The sequence below is a fragment of the Streptomyces odontomachicola genome, assembly GCF_039605595.1.
Taxonomy (GTDB): Bacteria; Actinomycetota; Actinomycetes; order Streptomycetales; family Streptomycetaceae; genus Streptomyces.
The window spans coordinates 40,628-66,027 of the sequence record NZ_JBCFOK010000001.1 but is presented as its reverse complement, the minus strand read 5'-3'; the positions used below and the strand labels follow the sequence as shown (position 1 = coordinate 66,027).

Here is a 25,400-nt window from a genome sequence, read left to right as displayed (position 1 = left end):
ATTGACGGCCGCCATCAATTCGGTGGCGGCGGCTCAACGGCCCTCAGTATGTTGCCGGTTCCCCCACCCGCCCCTTACTGGGAGCCCCTTAGATGCCCCGAGCCGCAGCCCGACCACCCTCCGCAGGACCACCTCTCCTGCCCCTCGCCGTCCGTGCCCGCCGCGCCGTGGCGGAGAGCGTGACCGGGCTGCCCCGCGCGTTCTGGTGGCTGTTCACCAGCACCCTGGTGAACCGGCTCGGCTCCTTCGTCGCCACCTTCCTCGCCCTCTTCCTCACCACCGAGCGCGGCTACTCGGCCTCGTACGCGGGGCTCGTCGGCGCCCTCTACGGGCTCGGCGGGGTGCTGGCCTCGGTGGTCGCGGGGGTGCTCACCGACCGGCTGGGGCGGCGGCCGACCATGATGTGCGCGCAGGTGTGCACCGCGGTCTCGGTGGCGGCGCTCGCCTTCATGGAGCACCCGGTGGCCATCGCGGTCACGGCGTGCGCGGTGGGCATGGCGTCCAACGCCTCGCGCCCGGCGGTGCAGGCGATGATCGCGGACCTGGTGCCGGCGAAGGACCGGGTGCGGGCCTTCTCCCTCAACTACTGGGCGGTGAACCTGGGTTTCGCGGTGTCCTCCTCGGCCGCCGGGCTGATCGCGCAGTACAGCTACCGGGTGCTGTTCTTCGGCGAGGCGGCGCTGGTGCTGCTCTGCGCGCTGGTGGTGTTCGCCAAGCTGCCGGAGTCCCGGCCGGATCAGGGGTCGGGTCAGGGGTCCGACCAGGGCTCGGAGCAGGGCTCCGAGCAGGGCTCCGGGACCTCCCCTAGGGGCCGGGCGGCCGTGGCCGACGGCGCGGTCTCGCTGTGGACGGTGCTGCGGGACGGGCGCTTCATGACGGTCGTCGCGCTGAACCTGGTGATGGCCACCATGATCCAGCAGGCCTTCGTGGCGCTGCCGGTGACCATGGGCAAGGAGGGCTTCTCCAGCACGGACTTCGGCATGGTGATCGCCGCGAACGGGGTGCTGATCGTGCTGTTGCAGATCCCCGTGACCCGCATGATCGAGCGGCGCGATCCGGGGCTGACGCTGATGGTCTCGGCGCTGCTCATGGGGTACGGCTTCGGGCTCAACGCGTTCGCCGGCTCGGTGGGCTTCTTCGCGCTCGCGGTCCTCGTCTGGACCCTCGGCGAGATCGTCTACACCCCGACCCAGATGGGCCTGGTGGTGCGGCTCTCGCCGACCCACGGCCGGGGCCGCTACCAGGGCGTCTTCACCCTCTCCTGGGCACTGGCCTCGCTCGGGGCGCCGCTGCTGGGCGGGCTGGTGATCGACGGCCTCGGTTCGCCCGCGCTGTGGGCTGGCTGCGCGCTGCTGGGCACGGCTGCGGCAGCGGTGTACGGGGTGCTGGTGCGCCGCATGCGGGAGGAGGACTCCGGCGGGGGCCCTGAGGGGAACCCGGAAGGGGCGGCCCCTGAGGGGGAGGGCGTGCCCGGACCCCGTAAGGGTTCGCCCGCCTGACCCCCGTACTCCTTAGGACCCTTAAGGCCCCTAGGACCCCTAGGGCCCCTAAGGCCCCTACTCCGTCGAGGGCCCCGTGAGGTGGCTGAACGCCTCCAGGTTGCGGGTGGACTCGCCGCGCGAGACGCGCCATTCGTACTCGCGCCTGATGGCCGTCGCGAAGCCCAGCTCCAGCAGCGTGTTGAAGGCGCCGTCGGCCGCCTCCAGCACGGAGCCGAGGAGCCGGTCCACCTCCTCGGCGGTGACGGCGGCCAGCGGGAGCTTGCCGGTCAGATAGACGTCGCCGAGCCGGTCGACCGCGTAACTCACGCCGTACAGCTTGAGGTTGCGCTCCAGCAGCCAGCGCTGGACGCCCTCGGCGTTCTCGTCGGGGCGGCGGATCACGAACGCGTTCAGGGACAGCGCGTGCCTGCCCACCAGCAGCGACAGGGTCGTGGACAGCTTCTTGGTGCCGGGCAGCTTCGCCACGTACGAGCCGGGCTCGGGGCTCTCCCACTCGACCCCGGCCTCCCGGAGCGCGGACTCGATGACCTGCCGTGCGTCCCGTTCCGCCTGCGTCTGCTGCGTCGCGTCAGCCATGGGCCGATCGTAGGCGACGCCTCCTGGCCTGCATCGCGGCGGTGTAGACGTCCAGGGTCGAGGAGGCGGCGGCGTCCCAGCCGAAGCCGCGCGCGTGCGTCGCCGCCGCTCCGCCCATCTGCGCCGCGAGCCCGTCGTCGTCGACGAAGCGGCGGAGCGCCCGCGCGTACTCGGCAGGGTCGTGCCCCTGTACGAGATAGCCGCTCTGCCCGTCGCGCACCGCGACCGGCAGTCCGCCGACCGAGGCGGCGATCACCGGGGTGCCGCATGCCTCGGCCTCGACGGCGACGAGCCCGAAGGACTCGCTGTACGAGGGCATGACCAGCACACTCGCGGCGCGGTACCAGTCGGCCAGCCCCTCCTGGCCCACCGGCGGATGGAAGCGCACGAGGTCGGCGATGCCCAGCCGGGCCGCGAGCTTCTGCAGGCCCTCCGGCTTGGCGAGGCCGCTGCCGCTGGGCCCGCCGACCACGGGGACGACGAGGCGGGAGCGCAGCGAGGGGTCCTCGTCCACCAGCAGCGCGACCGCGCGGAGCAGGATGTCGGGCGCCTTCAGCGGCTGGATGCGGCCCGCGAAGAGCGGGATCACCGCGTGCTGCGGCAGTCCGAGGCGGGCGCGTGCCGCCGCGCGGCCGTCCGCGGGGCGGAAGGTGTCGAGGTTCACGCCGGGGTGCACGACGGCGGTGTGCGCGGGGTCGGCCTCGTAATGCCGTACGAGCTCGCCCGCCTCCTCCGCGGTGTTGGCGATCAGCCGGTCGGCGGCCTGCACTATCTGCGTCTCGCCGATGACCCTGGCGGCGGGCTCGGGGGTGTCGCCCTCGGCGAGGGAGGCGTTCTTGACCTTCGCCATGGTGTGCATCGCGTGCACCAGCGGGACGCCCCAGCGCTGGGCCGCGAGCCAGCCGACGTGCCCGGAGAGCCAGTAGTGGGAGTGCACCAGGTCGTAGTAACCCGGACGGTGCCCCGCCCACACCTGCATCACTCCGTGCGTGAACGCGCAGAGCTGGGCGGGCAGTTCCTCCTTGGCGAGGCCCTCATAGGGTCCGGCGTCGATGTGCCGCACCAGGACACCGGGGGCGAGCTCTACCTCGGGTTCCAGCGCGCCGGTGGTGGCGCGGGTGAAGATCTCGACCTCGGTGCCCTGCGCCGCGAGCTGCCGGGCGAGCTCGACGATGTAGACGTTCATGCCGCCCGCGTCGCCGGTGCCCGGCTGGTGCAGGGGTGAGGTGTGCACGCTCAGCATGGCCACCCTGCGGGGTCGCCTTCCCGGTCCCGGGATGCGGAGCCGTGCTGGCCGCTGCGGCTGCGGGGGGCGGCTGCGCCGCTGGCCGAGCCTGGGGGCGTACTGGCTCACGGGCGGAATGCCTCCTCCGGACGGGGCGGGCTGGTGCGGGTGCGGGCGGGGTCGGACGACCCTTCGGGGTTCAACGGCAGAGCGCGCCGTCTCATTTCCAATTTGCCAATTCGTGACGCGAACCTTTCCCGGAGGGGACGTGCGGGGCCGCGGGGCCTCGGTCCTGAGCGGCCCTGAGCGGTCCGGGGCGCGGCCCGGAGTGTCCGGGTACCCCGTCGGGGGCTTCCCCTACGGGCCCGGGCCCCCTAGGGGTCACGCCGTAGGCTTCTCCCATGCCCTCCCGCTCCTCCGCCCGCCCCGTAGGGGTGGTGACCCGCGGGACCACCAACCCCAACAGGCTGCGGCGGATGGACCGTTGGATCGCGGCGGCGCACGGCCCGGCGCTGCGCCGCCCGCACCTCCCGCCGGCCGCGGTGGACCTCGGGTACGGGGCCGCGCCGTGGACCGCCGTCGAGCTGCTGGCCAGGCTGCGGCCCGCGCGGCCCGGCATCACGGTGGTCGGCGTCGAGATCGACCCGGCGCGGGTGGCGGCAGCGAAGTCCTACGAGTGCGAGGGGCTCGCCTTCGTACGCGGCGGCTTCGAGCTCCCGCTGCCCGGCGGCGGCAGGCCCGCGCTGATCCGCGCGGCCAACGTGCTGCGCCAGTACGCGGAGGACGAGGTCGGTCCGGCGTGGGCGCGGCTGTGCGAGCGGCTGACCCCCGAGGGGCTGCTGGTCGAGGGCACCTGCGACGAGATCGGGCGGCGCCATGTGTGGGTGGCGCTCGGGCCCGAGGGTCCGCGCACGGTCACCTTCGCCACCCGCCTGGGTTCGCTGGGCAGCCCCTCCGACCTGGCCGAACGGCTGCCGAAGGCGCTGATCCACCGGAATGTGCCGGGCGAGCCTGTGCACTCCTTCCTGCGGGACTTCGACCGCGCGTGGGCCGCCGCGGCGCCGTACGGGGCGCTGAGCGCGCGGCAGCGGTGGATCCGCGCGGTGCGGGGCCTGAGCGCGGACTGGCCGGTCACCGACACCCCGCACCGGTGGCGCCAGGGCGAGGTCACGGTCCGCTGGGAGGCGCTGGCCCCGCGCACGGGGCCGGGGGTCGTCTAGGGGACGAGCCCCTAAGGGCAGGGGCGCCCCTTAATGGCCCGAGCTCCCTTAGGGGCAGGCGCTCCCCTAGGTGCAGGGGCTCTCCCTAGGGGCCCGAGCTCCCCTGAGGGCACCGTCTCCCCTACTCCTCTACGCGCGCAGCGTGCTCAGCAGCGCGTCCACCAGCGGCCGGTCGCGTTCGTGGGTGAGGCGGGCGCGGGCCGCGGCGGGCGGCAGCCAGATGAGCCGGTCCACCTCGTCGTTCGGCGCGAAGCCGCCGCCCGTGGCCTCGGCGGCCCAGTAACTGACCTGCTTGGGGCGCCCGTCCACCAGATACCGCGCGGTGGGCAGGGCCGCGCCCGGCACGCACTCCATGCCGGTCTCCTCGTACACCTCGCGCAGCGCCGCGGCCAGCGGGCTGCCCGCCTCCCGCTCGCGGCGCTTGAGCTTGCCCTTCGGATGCGACCAGTCGTCGTACTTGGGGCGGTGCACGAGCGCGACCTCGACCCCGCCGTCGTACGGCGAACGGCGCCACAGCACGCACCCGGCGGCCAGCACCGTGCTCTGTCCGCCGGCGCCCTGCCCGACGACGCTCTCCACGCCGCCCGGCGCCGCGGTCGCCGTCCGTTCCTCGGCTGTCATCAGGGGCCTCTCCCGTCGGGTCCGCCCGGGCCGTGCGCCCGCCCGCTCTCCGCCCGGGCGCCGCGAGGGCGGTCCGGGCGCCGTGTCATTCCGTTCCGTGTCCCGCGCCGTGCGCCGGTGAATCCGCGGAATCCAGCCAGAGCCGCCCGAAGGCGAAACGTGCCGCCTCGACCTCGTGCCGCTGATCCGCGTGCAGCACGCCGAGCGCGTACGCGGTGGCCGGCGCGATCCGCGGGGTGCGGGCCGCGGCCGCGGCAGCGGCGGCTGCCTCGGCGGCGTCCCGCAGCCGGTCCAGCGCGGCGCTGGCGGCGGCGAGCCGCGGATCGGGGGCGGCCGCGATGTCGGGCGTGACCCGCGCCCCCGCGTCCCCCGCCGCCGCGTCGCCGCCCGTGCCCAGGTCCCGGTGACCCGCGCTGAGCAGCACTTCTTCCGCGTACCTGTGCAGCCTCAGCAGCAGCCGCGTCTGGAGCCAGGCGGCGTCCTGCTGGACCTCGGAGGTGAGCGAACGGGTCAGCGCGTCCGCGTTGTACGGGGCCTCGGCGCGGGACAGCGGGAGCGCGCCCACCGCCTCGGCCAGCCGCGTACGCGCCTGGCCGGCGGGCGGCGCCAGCGCGGCCGCCGCGCGCTGTTCCGCCGCGCCGCTGCTCAGCGGTGCCTCGGAGGCCAGCACCGCCACCTGGTCCACGACCGCGTGGAAGCGGGACGAGCCGAGCGCCTGGAGCGCGGCCGAGTGCGCGCGGGTACGGGCCAGCGTGAGCTGCCGCTCCAGCAGGGCCCCGGCCCGGGCGGCGCCGACCGGCAGCGCTCCGCCCTCGCGGCCCGCCCTGCGCCCCTCGCGCGCGCCCCTTCCCTCACGGGGTTCTCCGGGGTCGGCGCCGCTCCTGGCGTCCCTGCCCTCACGACCCTCACGGGGGTCGCGGCCCTCCCGGGTGTCCCTGACACCGGCCCTGATCTCGCGCGCGGTCCTGGGGTCGCGGGCCGGACCGGGCTCCCGCGCCGCCGGCCGCGCTTCACGGCCCTCGCGCTGGTCGCGGCCCTCGCGCCGGCCCCCGCCCTGGTCGCGGCCGCCGTCCCCCGCTATCCGGTACAGCGCGCACTGCAGCCTCTCCAGCCGCGCCGCGTAGGCGTACTCGCGCGACAGCGTGCCGGACAGCCAGCCCAGTTCCCCGCGCAGTTGATCGGCCCAGTCGCCGTCCAGCAGCGAGCGGTAGGTGTGCAGGGACCCGTTCAACCGCCGTGCCGCGCGGCGCAGTTGGCGTACCGCCTCGGCCGCCTCGGCCGCCGACTCGGGGCTGCCCGCGCTCTCCCCGTGCAGCCGCAGGCTGCGCAGGAACTCGGCGGCGCGGTCGTGCAGATAGCCGCCGAGCACCTCGCCCGCCGTCGCCGTCTCCAGCGAGGCGGGCAGCGGAACGGCGGTGCCCGGCGGGGCCGCCGGGTGCCGGGCCGCGCCGCCGCGCCGCCGCGCGGCCCCGGACGCCGCCGGTCCCGCCGGGGCGGCGGTGACCAGTTCGGCCCCGTCCGCGAACGGGTCATGGCTGTGCGCCATCGCTGTCCCTTCCCCCGGTTCGTCCGGTTCCTCCGGTACCGGACGGACCGGTAACGCGCGGCGGCCCCTGCGGTCCGTGCCGCCGCCCGGTGCGCCGCGGCCGTCCCGCACGGACACGTACGACACGTACTCCCTCGCGCTGCCCGCACTGCTCGTACGGCTGCTCGTGCTGCCCGCACTGCTCGTGCTGTCGCCCGTGCGGCTGCTCGTACCGCTCGTGCTGCTGCTCGTACCGCTCGTCATGCCGCAGGACCACGCAGGCGCCTCCGGGCGTCGATCAGCGTCTCCTGGACGTTCGGCAGCGGCCTGCCCTCCTGGTCGTGCGCGTGCCGGGTCCAGTCGCCGTCGGGCCCCAGGTGCCAGGAGGCGGTGGCGTCCGACAGGCCGGTCTCCAGCAGGTCGTTGAGCGAGGCGCGGTGGCCCGGGTCGGCGACCCGCACGATGGCCTCGATCCTGCGGTCCAGATTGCGGTGCATCATGTCCGCGCTGCCGATCCAGACCTCCGGGTCCCCGCCGTTCGCGAACGAGAAGATCCGGGAGTGCTCCAGGAACCGGCCGAGGACGCTGCGCACCCGGATGTTCTCGCTCAGCCCCTCGACGCCGGGGCGCAGCGCGCAGATGCCGCGCACCCACACGTCCACCGGCACGCCCTCCTGCGAGGCGCGGTAGAGCGCGTCGACGACGGCCTCGTCGACCATCGAGTTGACCTTGATGCGTACGTACGCGGGGCGCCCTTCCCTGCAATGCTCGGCCTCCCGCTGGATCCGCGAGACCAGGCCGTCGCGCAGGGACTTGGGGGCGACCAGCAGCCGCTGGTAGGTCTCCCTGCGGCTGTATCCGGAGAGCCTGTTGAAGAGGTCGGACAGGTCGCCGCCGACCTGCGGATCCGCGGTGAGCAGCCCCAGGTCCTCGTACAGCCTGGCGGTCTTGGGGTGGTAGTTGCCGGTGCCCACGTGCGAGTAGCGGCGCAGCGTGTCGCCCTCCTGGCGCACCACGAGCGAGAGCTTGCAGTGGGTCTTGAGCCCGACGAGCCCGTAGACCACGTGGCAGCCCGACTCCTCCAGCTTGCGGGCCCACTTGATGTTGGCCTGCTCGTCGAAGCGGGCCTTCAGCTCGACCAGGACGAGCACCTGCTTGCCGGACTCGGCCGCGTCGATGAGCGCGTCCACTATGGGCGAGTCGCCCGAGGTCCGGTACAGCGTCTGCTTGATCGCCAGCACGTCGGGATCGGCGGCGGCCTGCTCCAGGAAGGCCTGTACGGAGGTCGAGAAGCTGTCGTACGGGTGGTGCAGCAGCACGTCGCGCTCGCGCAGCGCGGCGAAGATGTCGGGCGCGTGCGCCGACTCGACCTCGGCGAGGTCGCGGTGCGTCCCGGCCACGAACTTCGGGTACTTCAGGTCGGGGCGGTCCAGCGCCTGCACGATCTTGGAGAGCCCGCTGAGGTCGAGCGGCCCGGGCAGCGGATAGACCTCCGACTCGGAGACCTTCAACTCCCGTACCAGCAGGTCGAGTACGTACGGGTCGATCGACTCCTCGACCTCCAGGCGCACCGGCGGGCCGAAGCGGCGGCGCAGCAGCTCCTTCTCCAGGGCCTGGAGGAGGTTCTCCGCGTCGTCCTCCTCGACCTCCAGGTCCTCGTTCCGCGTGACCCGGAACATGTGGTGCGCCAGCACCTCCATCCCCGGGAACAGCTCCTCCAGGTGCGCCGCGATCACGTCTTCCAGGGGTACGAAGCGGCGCGGCCCGGCCTCCAGGAAGCGGGAGAGCAGCGGCGGAACCTTCACGCGCGCGAAGTGGTTGTGCCCGCTCACCGGATTGCGCACGACCACGGCGAGGTTGAGGGAGAGCCCCGAGATGTACGGGAAGGGGTGCGCGGGGTCCACGGCGAGCGGCGTGAGCACCGGGTAGATCTGCTGGCGGAACAGGGTGAAGAGCCGCTCCTGCTCCTTCTCCGTCAGCTCGGTCCAGCGGATGATGTGCAGGCCCTCGTCGGCCAGCGCCGGGGCGATGTCCTGCTGGTAGCACGCGGCATGACGGGCCATCAGCTCGCGGGAGCGGGTCCAGATCAGCTCCAGGACCTCGCGCGGCTGGAGCCCGGAGGCCGAGCGGGTGGCGACGCCGGTGGCGATGCGGCGCTTGAGGCCCGCGACGCGGACCATGAAGAACTCGTCCAGGTTGCTGGCGAAGATCGCGAGGAAGTTGGCCCGCTCCAGGAGCGGGGTCTCGGGGTCCTCGGCGAGCTCCAGCACCCGCTCGTTGAACGCGAGCCAGCTCCGCTCCCTGTCCAGGAAGCGGCCCTGCGGCAGGTCGCCGCCCTCGGCGTGCGGGCCCTGGCCCTCCTCGTAGAGTCCGGCGTCGGAGTCGAGGTCGGGTTCGACGGCGGGTTCCAGCTCGGGGGCGGTGCGTCCGGTGGCGGACCGCACGGCCTGCGGGCGGTGGGCCGCGAGCGACCCGACGGACGGCTGGGCGGCGGCGGAGGCGGCGGCCGCGTGGGCGTCAGGCTGGGGTGCGGGCTGGCTCATGCCCCCATTCTTCCGCGCACCGGGCACGGTGAGCGCGGCTTCGGGGACTCCCCCGGGCGCATCCCCGGGAAGGGGCCGGCGGTGAGCGGCTGGCTGCATTCCGCAATGCTCGCAACCGAGTTTGAATCGGTGGTTACGCGAGGGTGGCCCCTGAGGGGCCCCAGGACGACGTGCGCGTTCGCGGGGCCGTTCGGGGTGGCCCCGTAGGGGGGCTCCGGATGGTCCCGTAGGGGTGGGGCCCGTACGGGGTGGTCCCGTACGGGTCGGCCCCCGGCTCCGGCGGCGCTCCCTCAGCCCTCGGTGCGGTACATCAGGTCCGTCTCGTGGGTACGGAAGCCGAGCCCCTCGTAGACCCGCACCGCCGCCACGTTGTCGGCGTCCACGTACAGCATCGCCGTCGGCAGCCCGCGGTCGCGGGCGAGGTGGCGCAGCCCGATCGCGGTGAGCGCCTTGCCCAGGCCGCCGCCCTGCGCGTCCGGCGAGACGCCCAGCACATAGACCTCGCCGAGCTGCTCGGCGCTGTGCACCTTGGTCCAGTGGAAGCCGACGAGCGCACCGTCCTCCTCGCGCTCGGCCAGGAAGAACCCGGCCGGGTCGAACCACGGCTCGGACTTGCGGTCCTCCAGGTCCCGCTGGGTGAGCGAACCCTGCTCGGGGTGGTGCGCGAAGGCCAGCGCGTTCAGCCGCAGCCACGCGGCGTCGTCCTCGCCGGGGCGGAACGCGCGCACCCGCACCCCGGCGGGCAGCGTGGGCTCGGGCAGCCGCGGAAGGCCGCCGGCGTCCGGGTCGCCCTCGGCCAACGGGCGGCGCAGCTGGCGGAGTTCGCGGAAGAGGGAGAGGCCGAGCACCTGGGCCAGGTGCCGGGCGGCGGGGTGGCCGCCGTGCGCCCACACGCGCAGCCGGCGGTTGGAGGCGTGCAGCAGCGCCTCGCCGAGCTGCCGCCCGTACCCCTTGCCCCGGTGCTCGGGGTGCACCACCAGCTCGCCGGTCGGCGCCTCGACCGGGTCGGTGTCCTCCAGCTGCGCATAGCCGACCAGCACACCGTCCCTGCGCAGCAGCAGATGCCGCACCCCGGTACGGCGGCCTCCGCGCAGCGCCAGCCTGCCCTGCTCGGACACGGCGGCCTGCCCGTCCTGGGCGGCCGCCGCGTCGATCAGCTCCTGGGCCTCCCGTACGACCTCGGCCGACGCCTCATCCACAACAACCACGTCGCTCATGGGACACGACCCTACGACCTCGCGAAAGGACGCTGCGCCCTCCGCCGCGAAACCTCCGCTTAACCCGTACGGGCCCACCCCGGAAGGGCCCCGACAGGGGTTCCGGGAGGGGCGGGAGGCAGCCGCTGCGGGGAGGGGTCCCTCAGGGGCTGTCTCGGGGGCTGCCTCAGGGGCGTGGCCCGGGAACGTGCTTCAGGGGCGTGGCTCAGGGGCGCGGGCTATGCGGCGGCCGCCCCGTAGGGGTTCTCCGTGCGGGCCTGGCGCAACGCCGTGGCCCACCACGCGAGTTGGCCCAGCATGCCCTTGGCCGCTGCCGCCGTGCCCTCGGCGTCGTGCGGGAGCCCATCCTCCCCGAAGCGCTCCCAGGCCATGGGGAAGCTGAGCGCGTCGCGGACGGTGACCGCGTGCAGCTCGGGGAAGACCTGGCGAAGCTGCTCGACCGCGCGCAGCCCGCCGCTCATGCCGCCGTAGCTCACGAAGCCGACCGGCTTGGCCTGCCACTCGGCGTGGAACCAGTCGATGGCGTTCTTCAGCGAGGCCGGGAAGCTGTGGTTGTACTCGGGCGTGACCACCACGAACGCGTCGGCCGCGCCCAGCCGTTCGCCGAGGCCGCCGCGTGCGCGCTCGATCTCGTCCGGCATCGGCGCAGCGAAGTCGGGGAAGGCCACGGGCAGTCCGCGCACCTCCGCCAGGTCGATCACGTCGACGTCGAAGTCCGCGTGCCCGCGCGCCTCCTCCGCGAACCACTCCGCGACGACGGGCCCGAACCTGCCCTCCCTGACGCTGCCGACGATGACGGCGAGGCGCAGCGAAGCGGAGTGCGAAGACGGAGCGGTGCGCGATGACGGTGCGTCTGACATGGGTTCTCCTCCGATGAGCCGCTGAGGGGCACGTGCCCCCTGACGCCCCTCAGCCTCATACTTGAAGGAAACTTCAAGTCAAGCGTCGCCCGGAACCTGTCCCGTAGGGGGTGCCCCGCCCCTAGGGGGCTCCTCCGGTGGTGGCTCGGGGGCGCCCGGCAGCCGCAGTGCCGCCACCGTTCCGCCGCCGTCCGCGGCCCGCAGCTCCACCTCGCCGCCGAGCTGGTGCGCCGTACGGGCCACGATGGACAGGCCCAGGCCCGAGCCCGGCAGGCTCCGCGCCGAGGGCGAGCGCCAGAAGCGGTCGAACACGTAGGGGAGTTCCCCGTCGGGGATCCCCGGCCCGTGGTCCCGCACCCGCAGCGCCCCGTCCGCCAGCGTGACCGTCACCGCGCCGTCCCGCGGGCTGAACTTGACCGCGTTGTCCAGCAGGTTCACCACGGCCCGCTCCAGCGCGGCCGGCTCGGCCCGCACGTACCAGGGCGTCAGCTCCGGCACCAGGGACACCCCGGAGGAGCGCAGCCGCACCCGCTCCACCGCGTGCTCCGCAACCTCGTGCAGCCCCACCACCTCGGTGGCCGCCTGCGCGCTGCCGGGCGCTGCATCGGGGCGCGAGAGCTCCTGGAGATCGCCGATCAGGGCGCTGAGCTCGGACATCTGCGCCGTGACCGACTCCAGCAGCGCCCTGCGGTCCTCCGGCGGCAGCGAGCGCCCGGTCTCCTCGCTCCGCGCGAGCAGCTCGATGTTCGTACGCAGCGAGGTCAGCGGCGTGCGCAGCTCGTGCCCCGCGTCCGCGATGAGCTGCTGCTGGAGGTCGCGGGAGGAGGCGAGCGCCGCCGTCATGGAGTTGAAGGAGCGGGACAGCCGGGCGATCTCGTCGTCGCCCTCGACCGGGATGCGTACGGCCAGGTCCTCGGTGCGCGCGATGTGCTCGACGGCGCCGGTCAGCCGGTCGACGGGCCGCAGTCCGGCGCGGGCGAGCGCGACCCCGGCGCCCGCGGCACCGAGTACGCCGGTGCCGCCCACCAGGGCCAGGATCAGCGCGAGCTTGCGCAGCGAGTCGTCGGTCTCGGCGAGCGGCCGGGCGATCGACACCGCGAGCCCGGCGCCCTGCACGGGGGTGGTCACCACGCGGTAGTCGGCGCCGTCGACGGAGCGCGCCGTGTGCACCTCCTCGGCGCTGCCGCCGCGCGCCACGGTGGTGTCGCCCTTGCTGACCTCCAGCTTGCTGCCGACGAGCACGCAGCTCACGCCCCGCCGGTCGACGACCTGCACGGTCGCGTCGAAGGGGTTGGGCACGCGCTTGTCGGCCGGCGAGCACTCGCCGGTGCGCAGCCGTTCGGCGACCACGTCGGGCGAGACGCGGTTGCTGCGCAGCGAGTCGTCCAGCGACCCCAGGAGCTGGGCCCGTACGAGGAACCAGCAGGCCACCGCGCACGCCGCCACCGCCAGCGCGACCGTGACCGCGGCCAGCAGCGCGAGCCGGGAGCGCAGCGGCAGCGCGGCAAGACGCCCGCGCAGCCCTCCGGTCCCGCCCGCGCCGGGACCGCCGGCGCCGGGACCGACCTGGCCAGGTCCAGCACCCTCCGTACCGTCCGCCGCCCCCGTACCGCTCGAACCGCCCGTACCGCCGTACGCCGCATCGCTCACGCCGAGTCGTCCTTGAGCACGTAGCCGACGCCGCGGACGGTGTGCACGAGGCGCGGCTCGCCGCCCGCCTCGGTCTTGCGGCGCAGGTACATCACGTACACGTCCAGGGAGTTGGAGGACGGCTCGAAGTCGAAGCCCCACACCGCCTTGAGGATCTGCTCCCTGGTCAGCACCTGGCGCGGGTGCGAGAGGAACATCTCCAGCAGCGTGTACTCGGTGCGGGTCAGCTCCACCTGGCGGTCCCCGCGGGTGACCTCGCGGCTGCTCAGGTCCATCCGCAGGTCGCCGAAGGAGAGCGTGCCGCCGTCGACGGGCGCGCCCTCCTGCGCCGCCAGCTCGCGCGCGTACGAGCTGCGGCGGAGCAGCGCCCTGATGCGGGCCAGCAGTTCGTCCAGCTCGAACGGCTTGACCAGGTAGTCGTCCGCGCCCGCGTCGAGCCCGGTGACCCGGTCGCCCACGGTGTCGCGCGCGGTCAGCATCAGGATCGGCACCCTGTGGCCCGCCGAACGCAGCCTGCGCGCCGCGGTCAGCCCGTCCATCCGCGGCATCAGCACGTCCAGCACGATCAGGTCGGGCTCCCAGGACTCCGCCTTCTCCAGGGCCTCGACGCCGTCGGCGGCGAGCTCGGTGGCGTACCCCTCGAAGGCCATGCTGCGCCGCAGCGCGTCCCGCACCGCCGGCTCGTCGTCGACGATCAGCACGCGCTGCGCCTCGTCCTCGGAGTGCGGCGACGCCGCCTGCGGCGTGGACTCCTGTACGGGGTGCGGCTGGGCTTGCTGGGGCTGCTGCTGCACCTGGGGGCCGGTCTGCTGGGGGCCGTTCGGCTGCGAACCGGCCTGCCGGGGGCCGGTGGAGAGCGGCTCGGGTTCGGTGGACATGCCCTCCAGCTTCGCATCGGCGGCCGCGCGCTCCCGTGAGGCGAGGGCGGCCGCCGCCGTGCCGAGGAGTCGCCGCGCGACGGGCACCTCAGGCGTTCCCCGCGTCGCCCGACCTGAGGCCGTCCAGCAGGTCCTTCACGTCGTTGATCGGCAGCGCGAAGCCGAGGCCCACGCTGCCCGACTGCCCCGAGGAGGCGCCGGGGCCGCCGGAGCCCGAAGAGCCGGAGTACATCGCGGAGTTGATGCCGATGACCTCGCCCTTCATGTTGAGCAGGGCGCCGCCGGAGTTGCCCGGGTTGATCGAGGCGTCGGTCTGGATGGCCTTGTACGTGGTGGTGTCGCCGCCCACGTCGCCGTTGAACTCGCCGCCGCCGAACTCGAACGGCCAGTCGCCGCCGCCCCCTTGGCCGCCCTGGCCGCCGTCGTCCTTCTGCACGGTCACCTTGCGGTCGAGCGCCGAGACGATGCCGCTGGTCACGGTGCCGGACAGGCCCTCGGGCGAGCCGATGGCCACGACCTGGTCGCCGACCCCGACGCTGTCGGAGTCGCCGAGCGCGGCCGGGGTGAGCCCGCTGACGCCGCGCGCCTTGAGCAGCGCGCTGTCGTGGTCCGGGTTGGTGCCGGTGACCTGCGCCGTCGCGGTCTTGCCGTTGCTGAAGGAGACCTGCACGGAACGCGCTCCGGCGATCACGTGGTTGTTGGTGAGGATCTCGCCGTCCTTGGAGATCACCACCCCGGACCCGGTGGACTCGCCGCCCGCGGTCTGCGCCTTGACCTCCACGACGCTCGGGGCGACCTTCTTCGCCACCCCGGACACGCTGCCGTCGGCGGCCGAGGAGGCGTTGGCCCCGCCGACCGCGCTGCTCTGGCTCGCGCCGCCACCGCCGAGCCACTGCTGCATGCCGTACGCGGTACCGCCCCCGACCACGGCGGCCCCCACGGCCACCGCGGCGAGCAGCGCGACACCCTTACGGGGGCGCCGGCGCGGCTCCGGGTCGTACGGGGGCATGGGCGGAACCCCGGACTGACCCTCCCCGTAGGGGGGCTGGGGCTGCTCGGGCTGGGGGAAGGGGGCACGATATCCGCTCATGTCCCTGAGCGTGCCCGCCCACTATGAGAGCTTCCTGAGGGAGCGCTAAGAACAGCCGCAAAAGCAGACCGTCGAAAGCAGCCGGAGAACGACAGCGACCGGCAACGTACGGAACCGGCGCATCGGCGAACCGCGCGTCAGCGCGCCCCGCACCCGCAGGAGCGCCGCACCACGAGTCCCGAGGGGAACTGCCGTACCCGGCCCCGGCCTTCGGCGACCGCGCCGCCCATCCGCGCGCCCGGCACCCGCAGCGAATCGTCCAGCACCAGCTCGACGGCGGCCTTCGCCATCGCCTCGCGGTCCGAGCCGACGGTGGTCAGCGGCGGGTCGGTGAGCGCCGCCTCCTTCACGTCGTCGAAGCCCGCGACGGCGAGGTCGCCCGGCACGTCGAGGTCCAACTCCCGCGCGGCGCGCAGCAGTCCGATGGCCTGGTCGTCGGTGGAGCAGAAGACGGCGGTCGGCCGGTCGGGACGGCGCAGCAGGTCGAGGGAGTGCCGGTAGGTGTCGTACCGGTTGAACGGCATGTGGAAGAGCTGCCCCTCGACCGGCTTCCCGGCCTCCCGCATGGCCCGGCTCCAGCCCTCCATGTGGTCGGTGACCGGGTCGCCCGAGGTGGGCGTCGACTCGGTGCCGCCGAAGCAGGCCACCGCGTCGTGGCCGTGCTCCAGCAGGTGCCGGGTGGCGAGCTGCGCGCCGCCGACGTCGTCCAGCACCACGGCCACGTCGTCGATGGCCTCGGGGCGCCGGTGCATCAGCACGACCCGCGCGTCCCAGGTGTCGATCTCCGTCGCGGCGTGCTCGCTCAGCCCGGAACTGATCAGGATCATCCCCGAGACCCGCATGCCGAGGAAGGCCCGCAGATAGTGGACCTCGCGCTCGTCGAGATAGTCGGAGTTGCCGACCAGCACCATCTTTCCGCGCTCGGCCGCCGCCTGCTCCACGGCGTGCGCGACCTCGGCGAAGTACGGCTGTCTCGCGTCGGGGACGATCAGACCTATGAGGTCCGTACGCCGCGAGGCCATGGCCTGCGCGACCCTGTCGGGGCGATACCCGAGCTCACGGATCGCCGCGAGCACCCGCTCCTTGGTCGCCGGCGCGACCGGACGCGGTCCGTTGTTGATCACATAGCTGACGACGGCGGTGGACGTACCCGCCAGCCGCGCCACATCGTCCCGCGTCACCTTGGCCACGGCGGAAGTCTACGCGTGACGCCCCGCGCCACCTCCGGGTGTGCGGACACCGTCTTCCGGAGCGCGGACGGCGCGCGCACCGTTCTCCGGCGCCGTGTCGCGGCCGTCGTTCACCGCGTCCCGGCGACCGTCGTTCACCGCGTCCCGCGCGACACGGGTCGCCGCGTCGGTGACGGCCCGCTCCTCGGCCCTGGCCTTCTTCGCCTCGGCCGACTTCTCGTTCTTCTCCGGGGAGACGAAGCGGTAGCCGACGTTGCGCACGGTGCCGATCAGCGACTCGTGCTCGGGGCCGAGCTTGGCGCGCAGCCGCCGTACGTGGACGTCCACCGTCCGCGTACCGCCGAAGTAGTCGTAGCCCCACACCTCCTGGAGGAGCTGCGCCCTGGTGAACACCCGCCCGGGGTGCTGCGCCAGGTACTTCAGCAGCTCGAACTCCTTGAAGGTCAGGTCGAGCACCCGCCCCTTGAGCTTCGCGCTGTAGGTGGCCTCGTCCACGGACAGGTCGCCGTTGCGGATCTCCATCGGGCTGTCGTCGGCCGTGCTCTGCATGCGTCCCGTCGCCAGCCGCAGCCGCGCCTCGACCTCGGCGGGGCCTGCGGTGTCGAGCAGTACGTCGTCGACGCCCCACTCTGCCGTGACCGCGGCGAGCCCGCCCTCCGTGACGATCAGCACCAGCGGGCAGCCGGGCCCGGTGGAGCGCAGGAGCTGACACAGAGAGCGGACCTGCGGCAGGTCACGACGGCCGTCGATGAGGATCACATCGGCGCCCGGGGTGTCCACGAGCGCGGGGCCCTCGGCGGGGGCCACGCGCACGTTGTGCAGGAGGAGGCCGAGTGCGGGCAGGACTTCGGTGGAGGGCTGGAGAGCGTTCGTCAGCAGGAGTAGCGAGCTCACGTCTGAGTTCCTTCCTCGATCCCCGGCGGTCCCGGCGAGGACGTGTGGCGGCACTGCTTCGTACGGCTTGTCATGCGCTCCTGGAAGCACACTGCGCTCCGCCGGACCTTCGCGCCCCCTGAGGGAATTCCCCTACGGAATCCCTTACGGGGCGACGGGCCCTGAAAGCACAAAAGGACCCGGGGGCGACGCTGCCCGGATCCTTCTGGCCCAGCAGAATAGCCGACATGGATCGCGAAGCCGAGTGTGAGATCGCTCGCGCAACGCTCAGTGAAGTCACAGAACGTGACGACGCGAGGCCGCCGCGCGAGCCGGTGCGCAGGACGCTGCGCACCGCCGACGGAGTGCCGATCGAGGCGGAGTACCTGCCGTACGCGGGCGGCGGCCCGGCCTCGCGGGGCAGCGGTACGGGGTCTTCGCCGGGCGGCGCGATCGTGCTCGCGCACGGCTTCACGGGCTCGCTCGGCAAGCCGGCGCTGCGGCGCGCGGCGCGGGCCTTCACGCAGCACGCGGCGGTGGTCGCGCTCTCCTTCCGCGGACACGGCGGCTCCGGCGGAAGATCGACGCTGGGTGACCGTGAGGTGCTGGACCTCGCGGCGGCGGTGCGCTGGGCGCGGGAACTGGGGCACGCGCGGGTCGCCACCGTCGGCTTCTCGATGGGCGGCTCGGTGGTGCTGCGGCACGGCGGCCTGTTCCGGAATCCGGGGCACGCGGCCGACACCCACGAGAGCGCGGACGGCGACTCAGCGTGTACGGCGGCGCGGCAGGTGCACGAGGGGCGCACAGGAGCGCACTCCGTGCCGGACCCCCAGGGGACACCCGTACGGGGCTCGGCCCCCGCCCCGCACGCCGGCCCCGGAAACCCCGGCAACCCCGAGAACCCCTACGGCCCCGCATACCCCGATGCCGACCCGGACGCGTACCCCGACGCCTACCCCGACGCGGTGGTCGCGGTGAGCGCGCCGGCCCGCTGGTTCTACCGGGGCACGCCCCCGATGCGGCGGCTGCACTGGGTGGTGGAGCGGCGCCTCGGGCGGGCCGTCGGCCGGTACGGGCTGCGCACCCGCATCCACCACAGGCGCTGGAACCCTGTGCCGCTGCCGCCCGTCGCCGCCGCACCGCTGATCGCCCCGGCGCCGCTGCTGGTGGTCCACGGCGACCTGGACCGGTACTTCCCGCTCGACCACCCGCGCTCGCTCGCCGAGGCCGCCGGGCCGCGGGGCGCCGAACTGTGGATCGAGCACGGCTTCGGCCACGCGGAGAACGCGGCGCGCCCGACGCTCCTCCACCGGATCGGGTCATGGGTCGAAGCGCGGTGCCTGGAGGCACCGGCGGCACGTCATCATGGGAAGCGCGCGGCAGACGCCTGAGCACCCACGGCACCCGGCCCCGCGTACACGACCGACGCCTGAGCAGACGGCTGAGAGGGACCCCACCATGGCGAGTGGCACGATCCGTTACTGGGCCGCGGCCAAAGCCGCCGCCGGGATCGCCGAGGAGCGGTACGAGGCCATGACCCTCGCCGAGGCGCTGGACGCCGCGCGGGAGCGGCACGCGGCGCGGCCCGAGTTCGCGCGGGTGCTGAAGCGCTGCTCCTTCCTGGTGGACGGCGAGCCCGCCGGTACCAGGGAGCACGCGGCGGTCCGGCTCACCGAGGGCGGCACGGTCGAGGTGCTCCCGCCGTTCGCCGGGGGCTCGGCGTGAACGCCGGCCGCCCCCACGAGCAGTTCGAGGACCCCGAGCCGCACGGGCCCCCCGACCCTTACGGGCAGGGCAGCGCCCACGGCCGGGGCCTCCCTTACGGGCAGGGCGGCAACCCCTACGGGCAGGGCACCCCGTACGGGCCGTACGCCACGGTCGGCGATCAGGCCCCCGCCCCTCAGGGCGAGCAGTTCGGCGCCCCGGACCCCTACGGCCCTTACGGCCCCTACGGGCAGCAGGGCCCGCAGCTCCAGCCCGACCCCTACGGGCAGGGCACCCCCTACGGGGAGGGAAACCCCTACGGGCAACCCGGCCCTTACGGACAGCCCTCCGCCCCCGGCCCCTACGGGGAGGGTGAGCCCCAGGCGCAGCAGAACCCTTACGGCGCCCCCTACGGGTCCCCCGGCCCCTACAACCCCTACGGGCAGGGTCAGCCGGGAGCCGCGGGGCAGCCGGGCCCCTACGGGTACGGCCCGCAGGCGTACACCCCCCTGCACACCCCGCAGGACGGCTACGCGGCGTACGACCCCACCTACGGGATGCCGCCCCAACCGGCCCCCGGCACCTGGGAGTTCCCGCGCCTCGCCCCGTACGAGCCCTCGCAGGACCACGTACCGGATCAGGGGCAGGAGCAGGGCGAGGAGCAGAGCCCCGAGCAGGCGCAGGACCACGAACCCCCGTACGCGCAGGCCGACTTCGGCGCTCCCGGCATCCCGATGCCGCAGCAGCAGTCCGCTCCGGGACCGGCACCGGGGCCCGCGCCGGAACCCGTACACGAGCACGGGCCCGACCCCGTACCGCAGCCCCACCACCCCGGCGCTGCCCCCCTGCCCGCACATCTGTACGCTCCCACGGCCGGACCGCTCCCCCCGGAGCAGCACCCCGCCCCCTCACCAGGGGGCATCCCCGAGGAGACCCCCGCAGTGGAAGCCGTACAGACCGCCGAGCGCCCGCAGCGCACCGGCTCGCCCATCGTGCTGCCGGGCCTGCGCCCCGCGGCGGTGACCGCCGTGCTGGGCGCGCTGCTCGCCGCCCTGGCGCCGCTCGGCCACCTGCCGCTGGCCGCCGGGGTGCTGGTGCTCCAGGCGCTGACGGCGGCGGGATGGTTCCGGCTGAACGGGATGTGGCCCGCGCGGCAGGGCATCGCGCTCGCCTTCCTCGGCGGGGTCGCCGCCGACGTGGCGCTGCTCCTCGCGGGCCCGGACCACACGGCTCCGGCGCTGGTCGGCACCCTCGGCGTGTGGTGCGTGCTCAACTTCGTGCTGCACCTGCGCAACCGCGCCGACCCCGACGAGCGCCTCTACGGGCTCACCGCCGCGATCGTCTCCAGCGGGCTGACCATCCTCGCCTCCGGGCTCCTGACCGCACGCCCCGAGGCGGTGACCGTGGGCGCCGGGACGGTGGCGGTCACGGTGCTGGCCCGTACGGTGCTGGGCTCCCCGTACCTCTCCACCGCCGTCGCGCTGCTGGCCGCCGTCGGCGCGGGCGTCGCGCTCGCGCAGGCCAACGGCCTCGGCCCGGGCGCGAGCATGCTGGGGCTCGCGGCCGCCGTCTGCGCGCTGGTCGGCGTGCGGGTCGCCGGTTACGACTTCCCCTCCCGCTTCGTCCACATGACCGCGGGCGTCGCGCTCCCGCTGACCCTGGCCGCCCCCGCCGTGCATCTCCTGGGCAGGGCCCTTTCGCAAGGGTGAAGGGCCCTTTCGCAAGGGTGATCGGGTTAGGCTCGCAGACAAATGTCGAGAGCTGGGGGGATCCAGGTCAATGCGCGCACTACGCGTTCTCCTCGTCATCGCCATCGTGCTGGGCGGCCTGTTCGTCGCGGCCGACCGGGTCGGGGTGATGCTGGCCGAGGACCAGGCGGCGGGGAAGATCAAGAGCTCCCAGGGCGTGGCCGAGGCGGGTGACGTCTCGGTGGACATCACCGGTTTCCCCTTCCTCACCCAGGTCGCCTCCAAGGACCTGACCAAGGTGGACGCCCACCTCAGCGGGATCACGGCGGGCTCCGGCGAGGAGTCGCTGCGGATCAGCGAGGTGAACGCCTCCTTCCACGACGTACGCCTCGGCGCCGACTACTCCTCGGCCGTCGCCGACCGCGCCGACGGCACCGCGACGGTCTCGTACGACGAGCTGTCGAAGGCCGCGGGCAAGGGCGAGACCAAGAAGCTCATGCTGGGCAGCACGGCCAAGCTGTCCGGGATCTCGTACGGGGGTCCCGGGCGGGTGAACATCGGCATCAGGGTCGACACCCCCATGGGCGGCAAGACCGTGACCATCCCCGCGCGGCTCAGCGTGGAGGGCGGCACCGTGCGCACCAGGACCGAGGGGACGGCCTGGGACAAGTTCGAGAAGCTGCCGCTGATCGGGGGCCGCGCAGAGGAGTGGCTGCGGGAGATCACCGACTTCAAGAAGAAGATCGGCGGGCTGCCCGACGGGCTGGCGCTGGACAAGGTCCAGCCGACCGACAAGGGCGTGGAGTTCACTGTCACCGGCAAGGACGTCAACCTCACCGGCTGACCCTTAGGGGTCCTAGGGCCCCTAAGGTCCCTACGGCCCCTAGGCCCCGTAGGGACCGTCCACTCCACGAGACGGCGTCGTCCGCACACCAGAAAGTCTGGCGCGAAAACGCCGTGCCCCGGACCCGTCCGGCGGACGTTGAAGGCTGAGCGATCCCACATCGCGAACAACTTCGTCTCACCATACGGATCGCCGGTGACACGGCCCCTCACCCGTCCTTACGATCGGGCCCATGAAGCGACAGGCGGACCTCACCAAGCGACGGGCAGTTGATCTGTGCCGCATCGCCGCCATGCTCTGTCGCGCGGCCGCCTGACGGCCGCCCGCTCCCGCCGCCGCATGCGACTCGGCGCCAGGGCCGCCCGGCCGCACCGTTCCCCGCGCGCACCCCGCCGTGCGCGCACGGCAGGCCCGATTCCCCCGCTGGAACCGCGCGTCCGGCACCTCCGAGGCGCACGGCTCACCAAGCGCACGGGCCCGCGTACCGCGTGACCACCGCATTCGCCATCCCGCACCGCTCCCTTCCGGAGGAGATACGCATGAGCCGCAGCGACGTCCTGGTTGACGCCGACTGGGTCGAGCAGCACATCGACGACCCGAAGACCGTCATCGTCGAGGTGGACGAGGACACCTCGGCGTACGACAAGAACCACATCAAGAACGCGATCCGCATCGACTGGAAGCAGGACCTCCAGGACCCGGTGCGCCGCGACTTCGTCGACCAGGCCGGCTTCGAGAAGCTGCTGTCCGAGAAGGGCATCGCCAACGACGACACGGTCGTCCTCTACGGCGGCAACAACAACTGGTTCGCCTCGTACGCGTACTGGTACTTCAAGCTCTACGGCCACCAGGACGTGAAGCTCCTCGACGGCGGCCGCAAGAAGTGGGAGCTGGACTCCCGCGACCTGGTCGCCGAGGTGCCGCAGCGGGCGAAGACGGAGTACAAGGCCAAGCCGCAGGACAGCTCGATCCGCGCCTTCCGCGACGAGGTCGTGGACGCGATCGGCACCAAGAACCTGGTGGACGTCCGCTCCCCCGACGAGTTCAGCGGCAAGCTGCTCGCCCCGGCGCACCTCCCGCAGGAGCAGTCGCAGCGTCCGGGCCACGTGCCCAGCGCCCGCAACATCCCCTGGTCGAAGTCGGCCAACGACGACGGCACCTTCAAGTCCGACGAGGAGCTGAAGGAGCTGTACGAGGGCGAGGGCGTGGACCTGGGCAAGGACACCATCGCGTACTGCAGGATCGGCGAGCGCTCGGCCCACACCTGGTTCGTGCTGCACGAGCTGCTGGGCCAGCAGAACGTCAAGAACTACGACGGTTCCTGGACCGAGTACGGCTCGCTGGTCGGCGTGCCGGTCGAGGTCGGCTCCAACTGACGCCTTCCGCCTTACCCAGGCGGCTTCTCTTCCGCGACACGAGAGGACACCCCATGTGCGGAGCTCAGGCAGGCGGCCCGGACGCCTCCACCATCAAGCCCGGTGAGACCACCATCCAGGGCAGCGTGACCCGCGACGGCGAGCCCGTCTCCGGCTACGTGCGCCTGCTGGACTCCACCGGGGAGTTCACCGCCGAGGTCCCGACCTCGGCGACCGGACAGTTCCGCTTCTACGCGGCCGAGGGCACCTGGACCGTGCGCGCCCTGGTGCCGGGCGGTCAGGCCGACCGCACCGTCGTCGCGCAGGACGGCGGTCTCGCGGAGGTCGCCATCGCGGTGTGATTCCGCACCCGTACGGGACGAGGGCCGCACCCCCGTGGTTGGACGCCACTGGGTCGGGGGTGCGGCCCTCGTCGCGTGCGCGGACCCGTAGGCCGCCTGCGCTGCCCCGTAGGGGGAACCCCTGCCCGTACGGGGAAGCCCTGCCCCTACGGGACAACCCCTAAGTGCGGGACCCCTGGGTGCGGGACCCCTAGGTGCACACCTCACACCGCGCCCCGCGCGGGCGCCGACTACACTCGGGGCCGTTCAGAACTACGCCCCGCCGCTCAAGGAGAGCCACCGTGCTTGAGGCATTCTTCACCGCCCTGATGGTCCTGGTCTGCATCGGCACCGTGGGCTTCGCCGGGCTCACCCTCAAGAAGCTCTTCGAGGGCCAGCGCTGAGCGGCGCGGTCACCGGCCACCCGACCGACCCCTAGAGATCGACTGAGCTCCCCATGATCGAGATCCCGTCCGACCTCCACCCGGACCTCGTACCGCTCGCCTTCCTCCTCGGCAACTGGCAGGGCGCCGGCGTCGCGGACTTCCCGGGCACGGAGAAGTGCAACTTCGGGCAGGAAGTCACCTTCAGCCACGACGGCCGCGACTTCCTGGAGTACGTCTCGCACAGCTGGGAGCTGGACTCCGAGGGCAACAAGGTCCGCCCCCTGGAGACCGAGACCGGCTTCTGGCGGATCGACAAGGACCGACAGGTCGAGGTCGTCATGATCCGCGACTCGGGCGTCGCCGAGGTCTGGTACGGCGAGATGGCCGACCAGAAGCCGCAGATCGACCTGGCCACCGACGCCATCGCGCGTACCCCCTCGGCCGGTGAGTACAGCGGCGGCAAGCGGCTGTACGGCTACGTCAAGGGCGACCTGATGTGGGTCGGCGAGAAGGCCACCCCCGAGGTGCCGCTGCGCCCCTACATGTCCGCGCACCTGAAGAAGGCCGTGGACCCGAGCGAGTGGGCCAAGGACCTGAAGGACCTGCCGGACGACGGCATCGCCTTCTTCAAGTAGGCAACTGCCCTTCTACACTTGGCCTGTGGCTACCACCGACTGGCAGAGCGATCTCAGGGCGCGCGGTTACCGGCTGACTCCGCAGCGCCAGCTCGTGCTGGAGGCCGTGGACAAGCTGGAGCACTCCACTCCGGACGACATCCTCGCCGAGGTACGCAAGACGGCGGGCGGGGTCAACATCTCCACGGTCTACCGCACCCTGGAGCTGCTGGAGGAGCTGGGCCTCGTCTCGCACGCCCACCTCGGGCACGGCGCTCCCACGTACCACCTGGCCGACCGGCACCACCACATGCACCTGGTGTGCCGGGACTGCACCGAGGTGATCGAGGCGGAGCTGGAGATCGCCCAGCCGTTCACCGAGACGCTGCGCAGGACCTTCGGCTTCGAGACCGACATGAAGCACTTCGCGATCTTCGGGCAATGCGCCGAATGCGCCGCCAAGGCCGCGGGGGACGCGTCGTAGGGGTCCCGGAGCAGGCGTCGTAGGCTGGCCGTATGTCCTTCAACAGCCCGCTTCTCACGCTGCCGGGGGCCGTCGCCGCCGAGGCCCCCGACGAGGGTGTCGCCGCGCACTACGGCGACCTCTTCAGGGAGCAGCGCGCACTCGCCGACGGCACCGGCTTCGTGGACCTCTCGCACCGCGGCGTGGTCACGGTGACCGGTGAGGACCGGCTGTCCTGGCTCCACCTGCTGCTCACCCAGCACGTGTCGGAGCTGCCGGCCGGCCGGGCCACCGAGGCGCTGATCCTCTCCGCCAACGGGCACATCGAGCACGCCCTCTATCTGGTGGACGACGGCGAGACGGTGTGGATGCACACCGAGCCGGGCACCCAGGGCGATCTCATCGCCTATCTGGAGAGCATGAAGTTCTTCTACCGGGTGGAGATCGCGGACCGCACGGCGGAGTTCGCCGTGGTGCACCTGCCGGCCGGTTCGATCACCGAGCCGCCCGCCGGCACGGTGGTGCGCGAGACGCCGCACGGGCGCGATCTGTTCCTGCCCCGCGAGGAGCTGAAGTCCTTCGCCGAGCAGGCGGGCCGCCCCGCCGGAGTGCTGGCGTACGAGGCGCTGCGGGTGGAGGGCTTCCGCCCGCGGCTCGGCCGGGAGACCGACCACCGCACCATCCCGCACGAGCTGGGCTGGCTGGAGACCGCGGTGCACCTGCAGAAGGGCTGCTACCGCGGGCAGGAGACGGTCGCCCGGGTGAACAACCTGGGCAAGCCCCCGCGCCGCCTCGTCTTCCTGCACCTGGACGGCAGCGAGGTGAAGATCCCGGTGCACGGCGACCCGGTGCGGCTCGCCGCAGACGGCCCCGAGGGGCGCCAGATCGGCTTCATCACCACCTCGGCCCGGCACCACGAGCTGGGACCGATCGCGCTCGCGCTGGTCAAGCGCAATGTCGCCCCGGACGCCGCGCTGATCGCGGGCGAGGAGGCGACGGCGGCGGCGCAGGAGATCGTGGTCGCGCCTTAGGGGT

Annotated in this window: 23 protein-coding genes; 11 read left to right on the top strand and 12 right to left on the bottom strand. The window is 73.3% G+C overall.

What is annotated here, in order from left to right; genetic code table 11:
- The first annotated feature begins 92 nt into the window (after positions 1-92).
- Entirely contained in the window at positions 93-1,499 is a 1,407-nt protein-coding gene (locus ABEE00_RS00325) for an MDR family MFS transporter (protein ID WP_345743096.1), read from the top strand.
- Positions 1,500-1,556: 57 nt separating this feature from the next.
- Here ABEE00_RS00325 and ABEE00_RS00320 read toward each other — a convergent pair whose 3' ends face one another.
- A complete protein-coding gene (locus ABEE00_RS00320; protein WP_345743095.1) occupies positions 1,557-2,078 on the bottom strand; it encodes a type III secretion system chaperone family protein in 522 nt (173 codons plus the stop codon).
- A complete protein-coding gene (gene mshA / locus ABEE00_RS00315; protein WP_345743094.1) occupies positions 2,071-3,432 on the bottom strand; it encodes a D-inositol-3-phosphate glycosyltransferase in 1,362 nt (453 codons plus the stop codon). The genes ABEE00_RS00320 and mshA overlap by 8 nt, the downstream gene beginning before the upstream one ends.
- A gap of 272 nt (positions 3,433-3,704) precedes the next feature.
- Between mshA and ABEE00_RS00310 the strand changes: the two genes are divergently transcribed.
- Positions 3,705-4,523, top strand: a complete 819-nt coding sequence (locus ABEE00_RS00310; protein WP_345743093.1) for a class I SAM-dependent methyltransferase — start codon at positions 3,705-3,707, stop codon at positions 4,521-4,523.
- 129 nt (positions 4,524-4,652) lie between these two features.
- On the opposite strand, the gene ABEE00_RS00305 is transcribed toward ABEE00_RS00310, so the two are convergent.
- The 10 genes from ABEE00_RS00305 to ABEE00_RS00260 form a co-directional block, all read right to left on the bottom strand.
- Entirely contained in the window at positions 4,653-5,144 is a 492-nt protein-coding gene (locus tag ABEE00_RS00305; RefSeq protein WP_345743092.1) for an NUDIX hydrolase, read from the bottom strand.
- An 85-nt stretch (positions 5,145-5,229) separates the two neighbouring features.
- On the bottom strand, positions 5,230-6,690 hold the full coding sequence (locus ABEE00_RS00300; protein WP_345743091.1) for a CHAD domain-containing protein: 1,461 nt from the start codon (positions 6,688-6,690) through the stop codon (positions 5,230-5,232).
- Positions 6,691-6,929: 239 nt separating this feature from the next.
- Complete coding sequence (locus ABEE00_RS00295; RefSeq protein WP_345743090.1) at positions 6,930-9,212, bottom strand: RNA degradosome polyphosphate kinase; 2,283 nt, start codon at positions 9,210-9,212, stop codon at positions 6,930-6,932.
- Positions 9,213-9,502: 290 nt separating this feature from the next.
- Positions 9,503-10,429: a mycothiol synthase gene (mshD, locus tag ABEE00_RS00290; RefSeq protein ID WP_345743089.1), complete on the bottom strand. Its 927-nt coding sequence runs from the start codon at positions 10,427-10,429 to the stop codon at positions 9,503-9,505.
- A 218-nt stretch (positions 10,430-10,647) separates the two neighbouring features.
- On the bottom strand, positions 10,648-11,289 hold the full coding sequence (locus tag ABEE00_RS00285) for an NADPH-dependent FMN reductase (protein WP_345743088.1): 642 nt from the start codon (positions 11,287-11,289) through the stop codon (positions 10,648-10,650).
- 78 nt (positions 11,290-11,367) lie between these two features.
- Positions 11,368-12,810 (bottom strand): sensor histidine kinase, encoded by a 1,443-nt coding sequence (locus tag ABEE00_RS00280; RefSeq protein ID WP_345743515.1) that lies wholly within the window; start codon positions 12,808-12,810, stop codon positions 11,368-11,370.
- A 125-nt stretch (positions 12,811-12,935) separates the two neighbouring features.
- Positions 12,936-13,640 carry a response regulator transcription factor gene (locus tag ABEE00_RS00275; RefSeq protein ID WP_345743514.1) on the bottom strand — a complete coding sequence of 235 codons (705 nt, stop codon included), beginning with the start codon at positions 13,638-13,640 and terminating at the stop codon, positions 12,936-12,938.
- Between the two features lie 265 nt (positions 13,641-13,905).
- Complete coding sequence (locus ABEE00_RS00270) at positions 13,906-14,907, bottom strand: S1C family serine protease (RefSeq protein ID WP_345743087.1); 1,002 nt, start codon at positions 14,905-14,907, stop codon at positions 13,906-13,908.
- Between the two features lie 137 nt (positions 14,908-15,044).
- The gene (locus tag ABEE00_RS00265; RefSeq protein ID WP_345743086.1) at positions 15,045-16,097 is read right to left on the bottom strand and encodes a LacI family DNA-binding transcriptional regulator; all 1,053 of its coding nucleotides are present in this window, start codon (positions 16,095-16,097) and stop codon (positions 15,045-15,047) included.
- A gap of 9 nt (positions 16,098-16,106) precedes the next feature.
- On the bottom strand, positions 16,107-16,991 hold the full coding sequence (locus ABEE00_RS00260; RefSeq protein WP_345743085.1) for a winged helix-turn-helix transcriptional regulator: 885 nt from the start codon (positions 16,989-16,991) through the stop codon (positions 16,107-16,109).
- Positions 16,992-17,218: 227 nt separating this feature from the next.
- Between ABEE00_RS00260 and ABEE00_RS00255 the strand changes: the two genes are divergently transcribed.
- From ABEE00_RS00255 to ygfZ, 9 genes are all read left to right on the top strand, one after another.
- The gene (locus ABEE00_RS00255; protein ID WP_345743084.1) at positions 17,219-18,361 is read left to right on the top strand and encodes an alpha/beta hydrolase family protein; all 1,143 of its coding nucleotides are present in this window, start codon (positions 17,219-17,221) and stop codon (positions 18,359-18,361) included.
- Between the two features lie 67 nt (positions 18,362-18,428).
- Positions 18,429-18,695, top strand: coding sequence for a MoaD/ThiS family protein (locus ABEE00_RS00250; protein WP_345743083.1), 267 nt, complete (start codon positions 18,429-18,431; stop codon positions 18,693-18,695).
- Complete coding sequence (locus ABEE00_RS00245; RefSeq protein ID WP_345743082.1) at positions 18,692-20,383, top strand: hypothetical protein; 1,692 nt, start codon at positions 18,692-18,694, stop codon at positions 20,381-20,383. The genes ABEE00_RS00250 and ABEE00_RS00245 overlap by 4 nt, the downstream gene beginning before the upstream one ends.
- Positions 20,384-20,453: 70 nt before the next feature.
- Entirely contained in the window at positions 20,454-21,206 is a 753-nt protein-coding gene (locus ABEE00_RS00240) for an LmeA family phospholipid-binding protein (RefSeq protein WP_345743081.1), read from the top strand.
- 539 nt (positions 21,207-21,745) lie between these two features.
- Positions 21,746-22,582, top strand: coding sequence for a sulfurtransferase (locus ABEE00_RS00235; protein ID WP_345743080.1), 837 nt, complete (start codon positions 21,746-21,748; stop codon positions 22,580-22,582).
- Positions 22,583-22,635: 53 nt separating this feature from the next.
- On the top strand, positions 22,636-22,923 hold the full coding sequence (locus tag ABEE00_RS00230; protein ID WP_345743079.1) for a DUF1416 domain-containing protein: 288 nt from the start codon (positions 22,636-22,638) through the stop codon (positions 22,921-22,923).
- A 436-nt stretch (positions 22,924-23,359) separates the two neighbouring features.
- Positions 23,360-23,923 carry a heme-binding beta-barrel domain-containing protein gene (locus ABEE00_RS00225; RefSeq protein WP_345743078.1) on the top strand — a complete coding sequence of 188 codons (564 nt, stop codon included), beginning with the start codon at positions 23,360-23,362 and terminating at the stop codon, positions 23,921-23,923.
- A gap of 25 nt (positions 23,924-23,948) precedes the next feature.
- A complete protein-coding gene (locus ABEE00_RS00220) occupies positions 23,949-24,386 on the top strand; it encodes a Fur family transcriptional regulator (RefSeq protein ID WP_345743077.1) in 438 nt (145 codons plus the stop codon).
- Between the two features lie 32 nt (positions 24,387-24,418).
- Positions 24,419-25,396: a CAF17-like 4Fe-4S cluster assembly/insertion protein YgfZ gene (gene ygfZ, locus ABEE00_RS00215; protein WP_345743076.1), complete on the top strand. Its 978-nt coding sequence runs from the start codon at positions 24,419-24,421 to the stop codon at positions 25,394-25,396.
- The last annotated feature ends 4 nt before the right edge of the window (positions 25,397-25,400 follow it).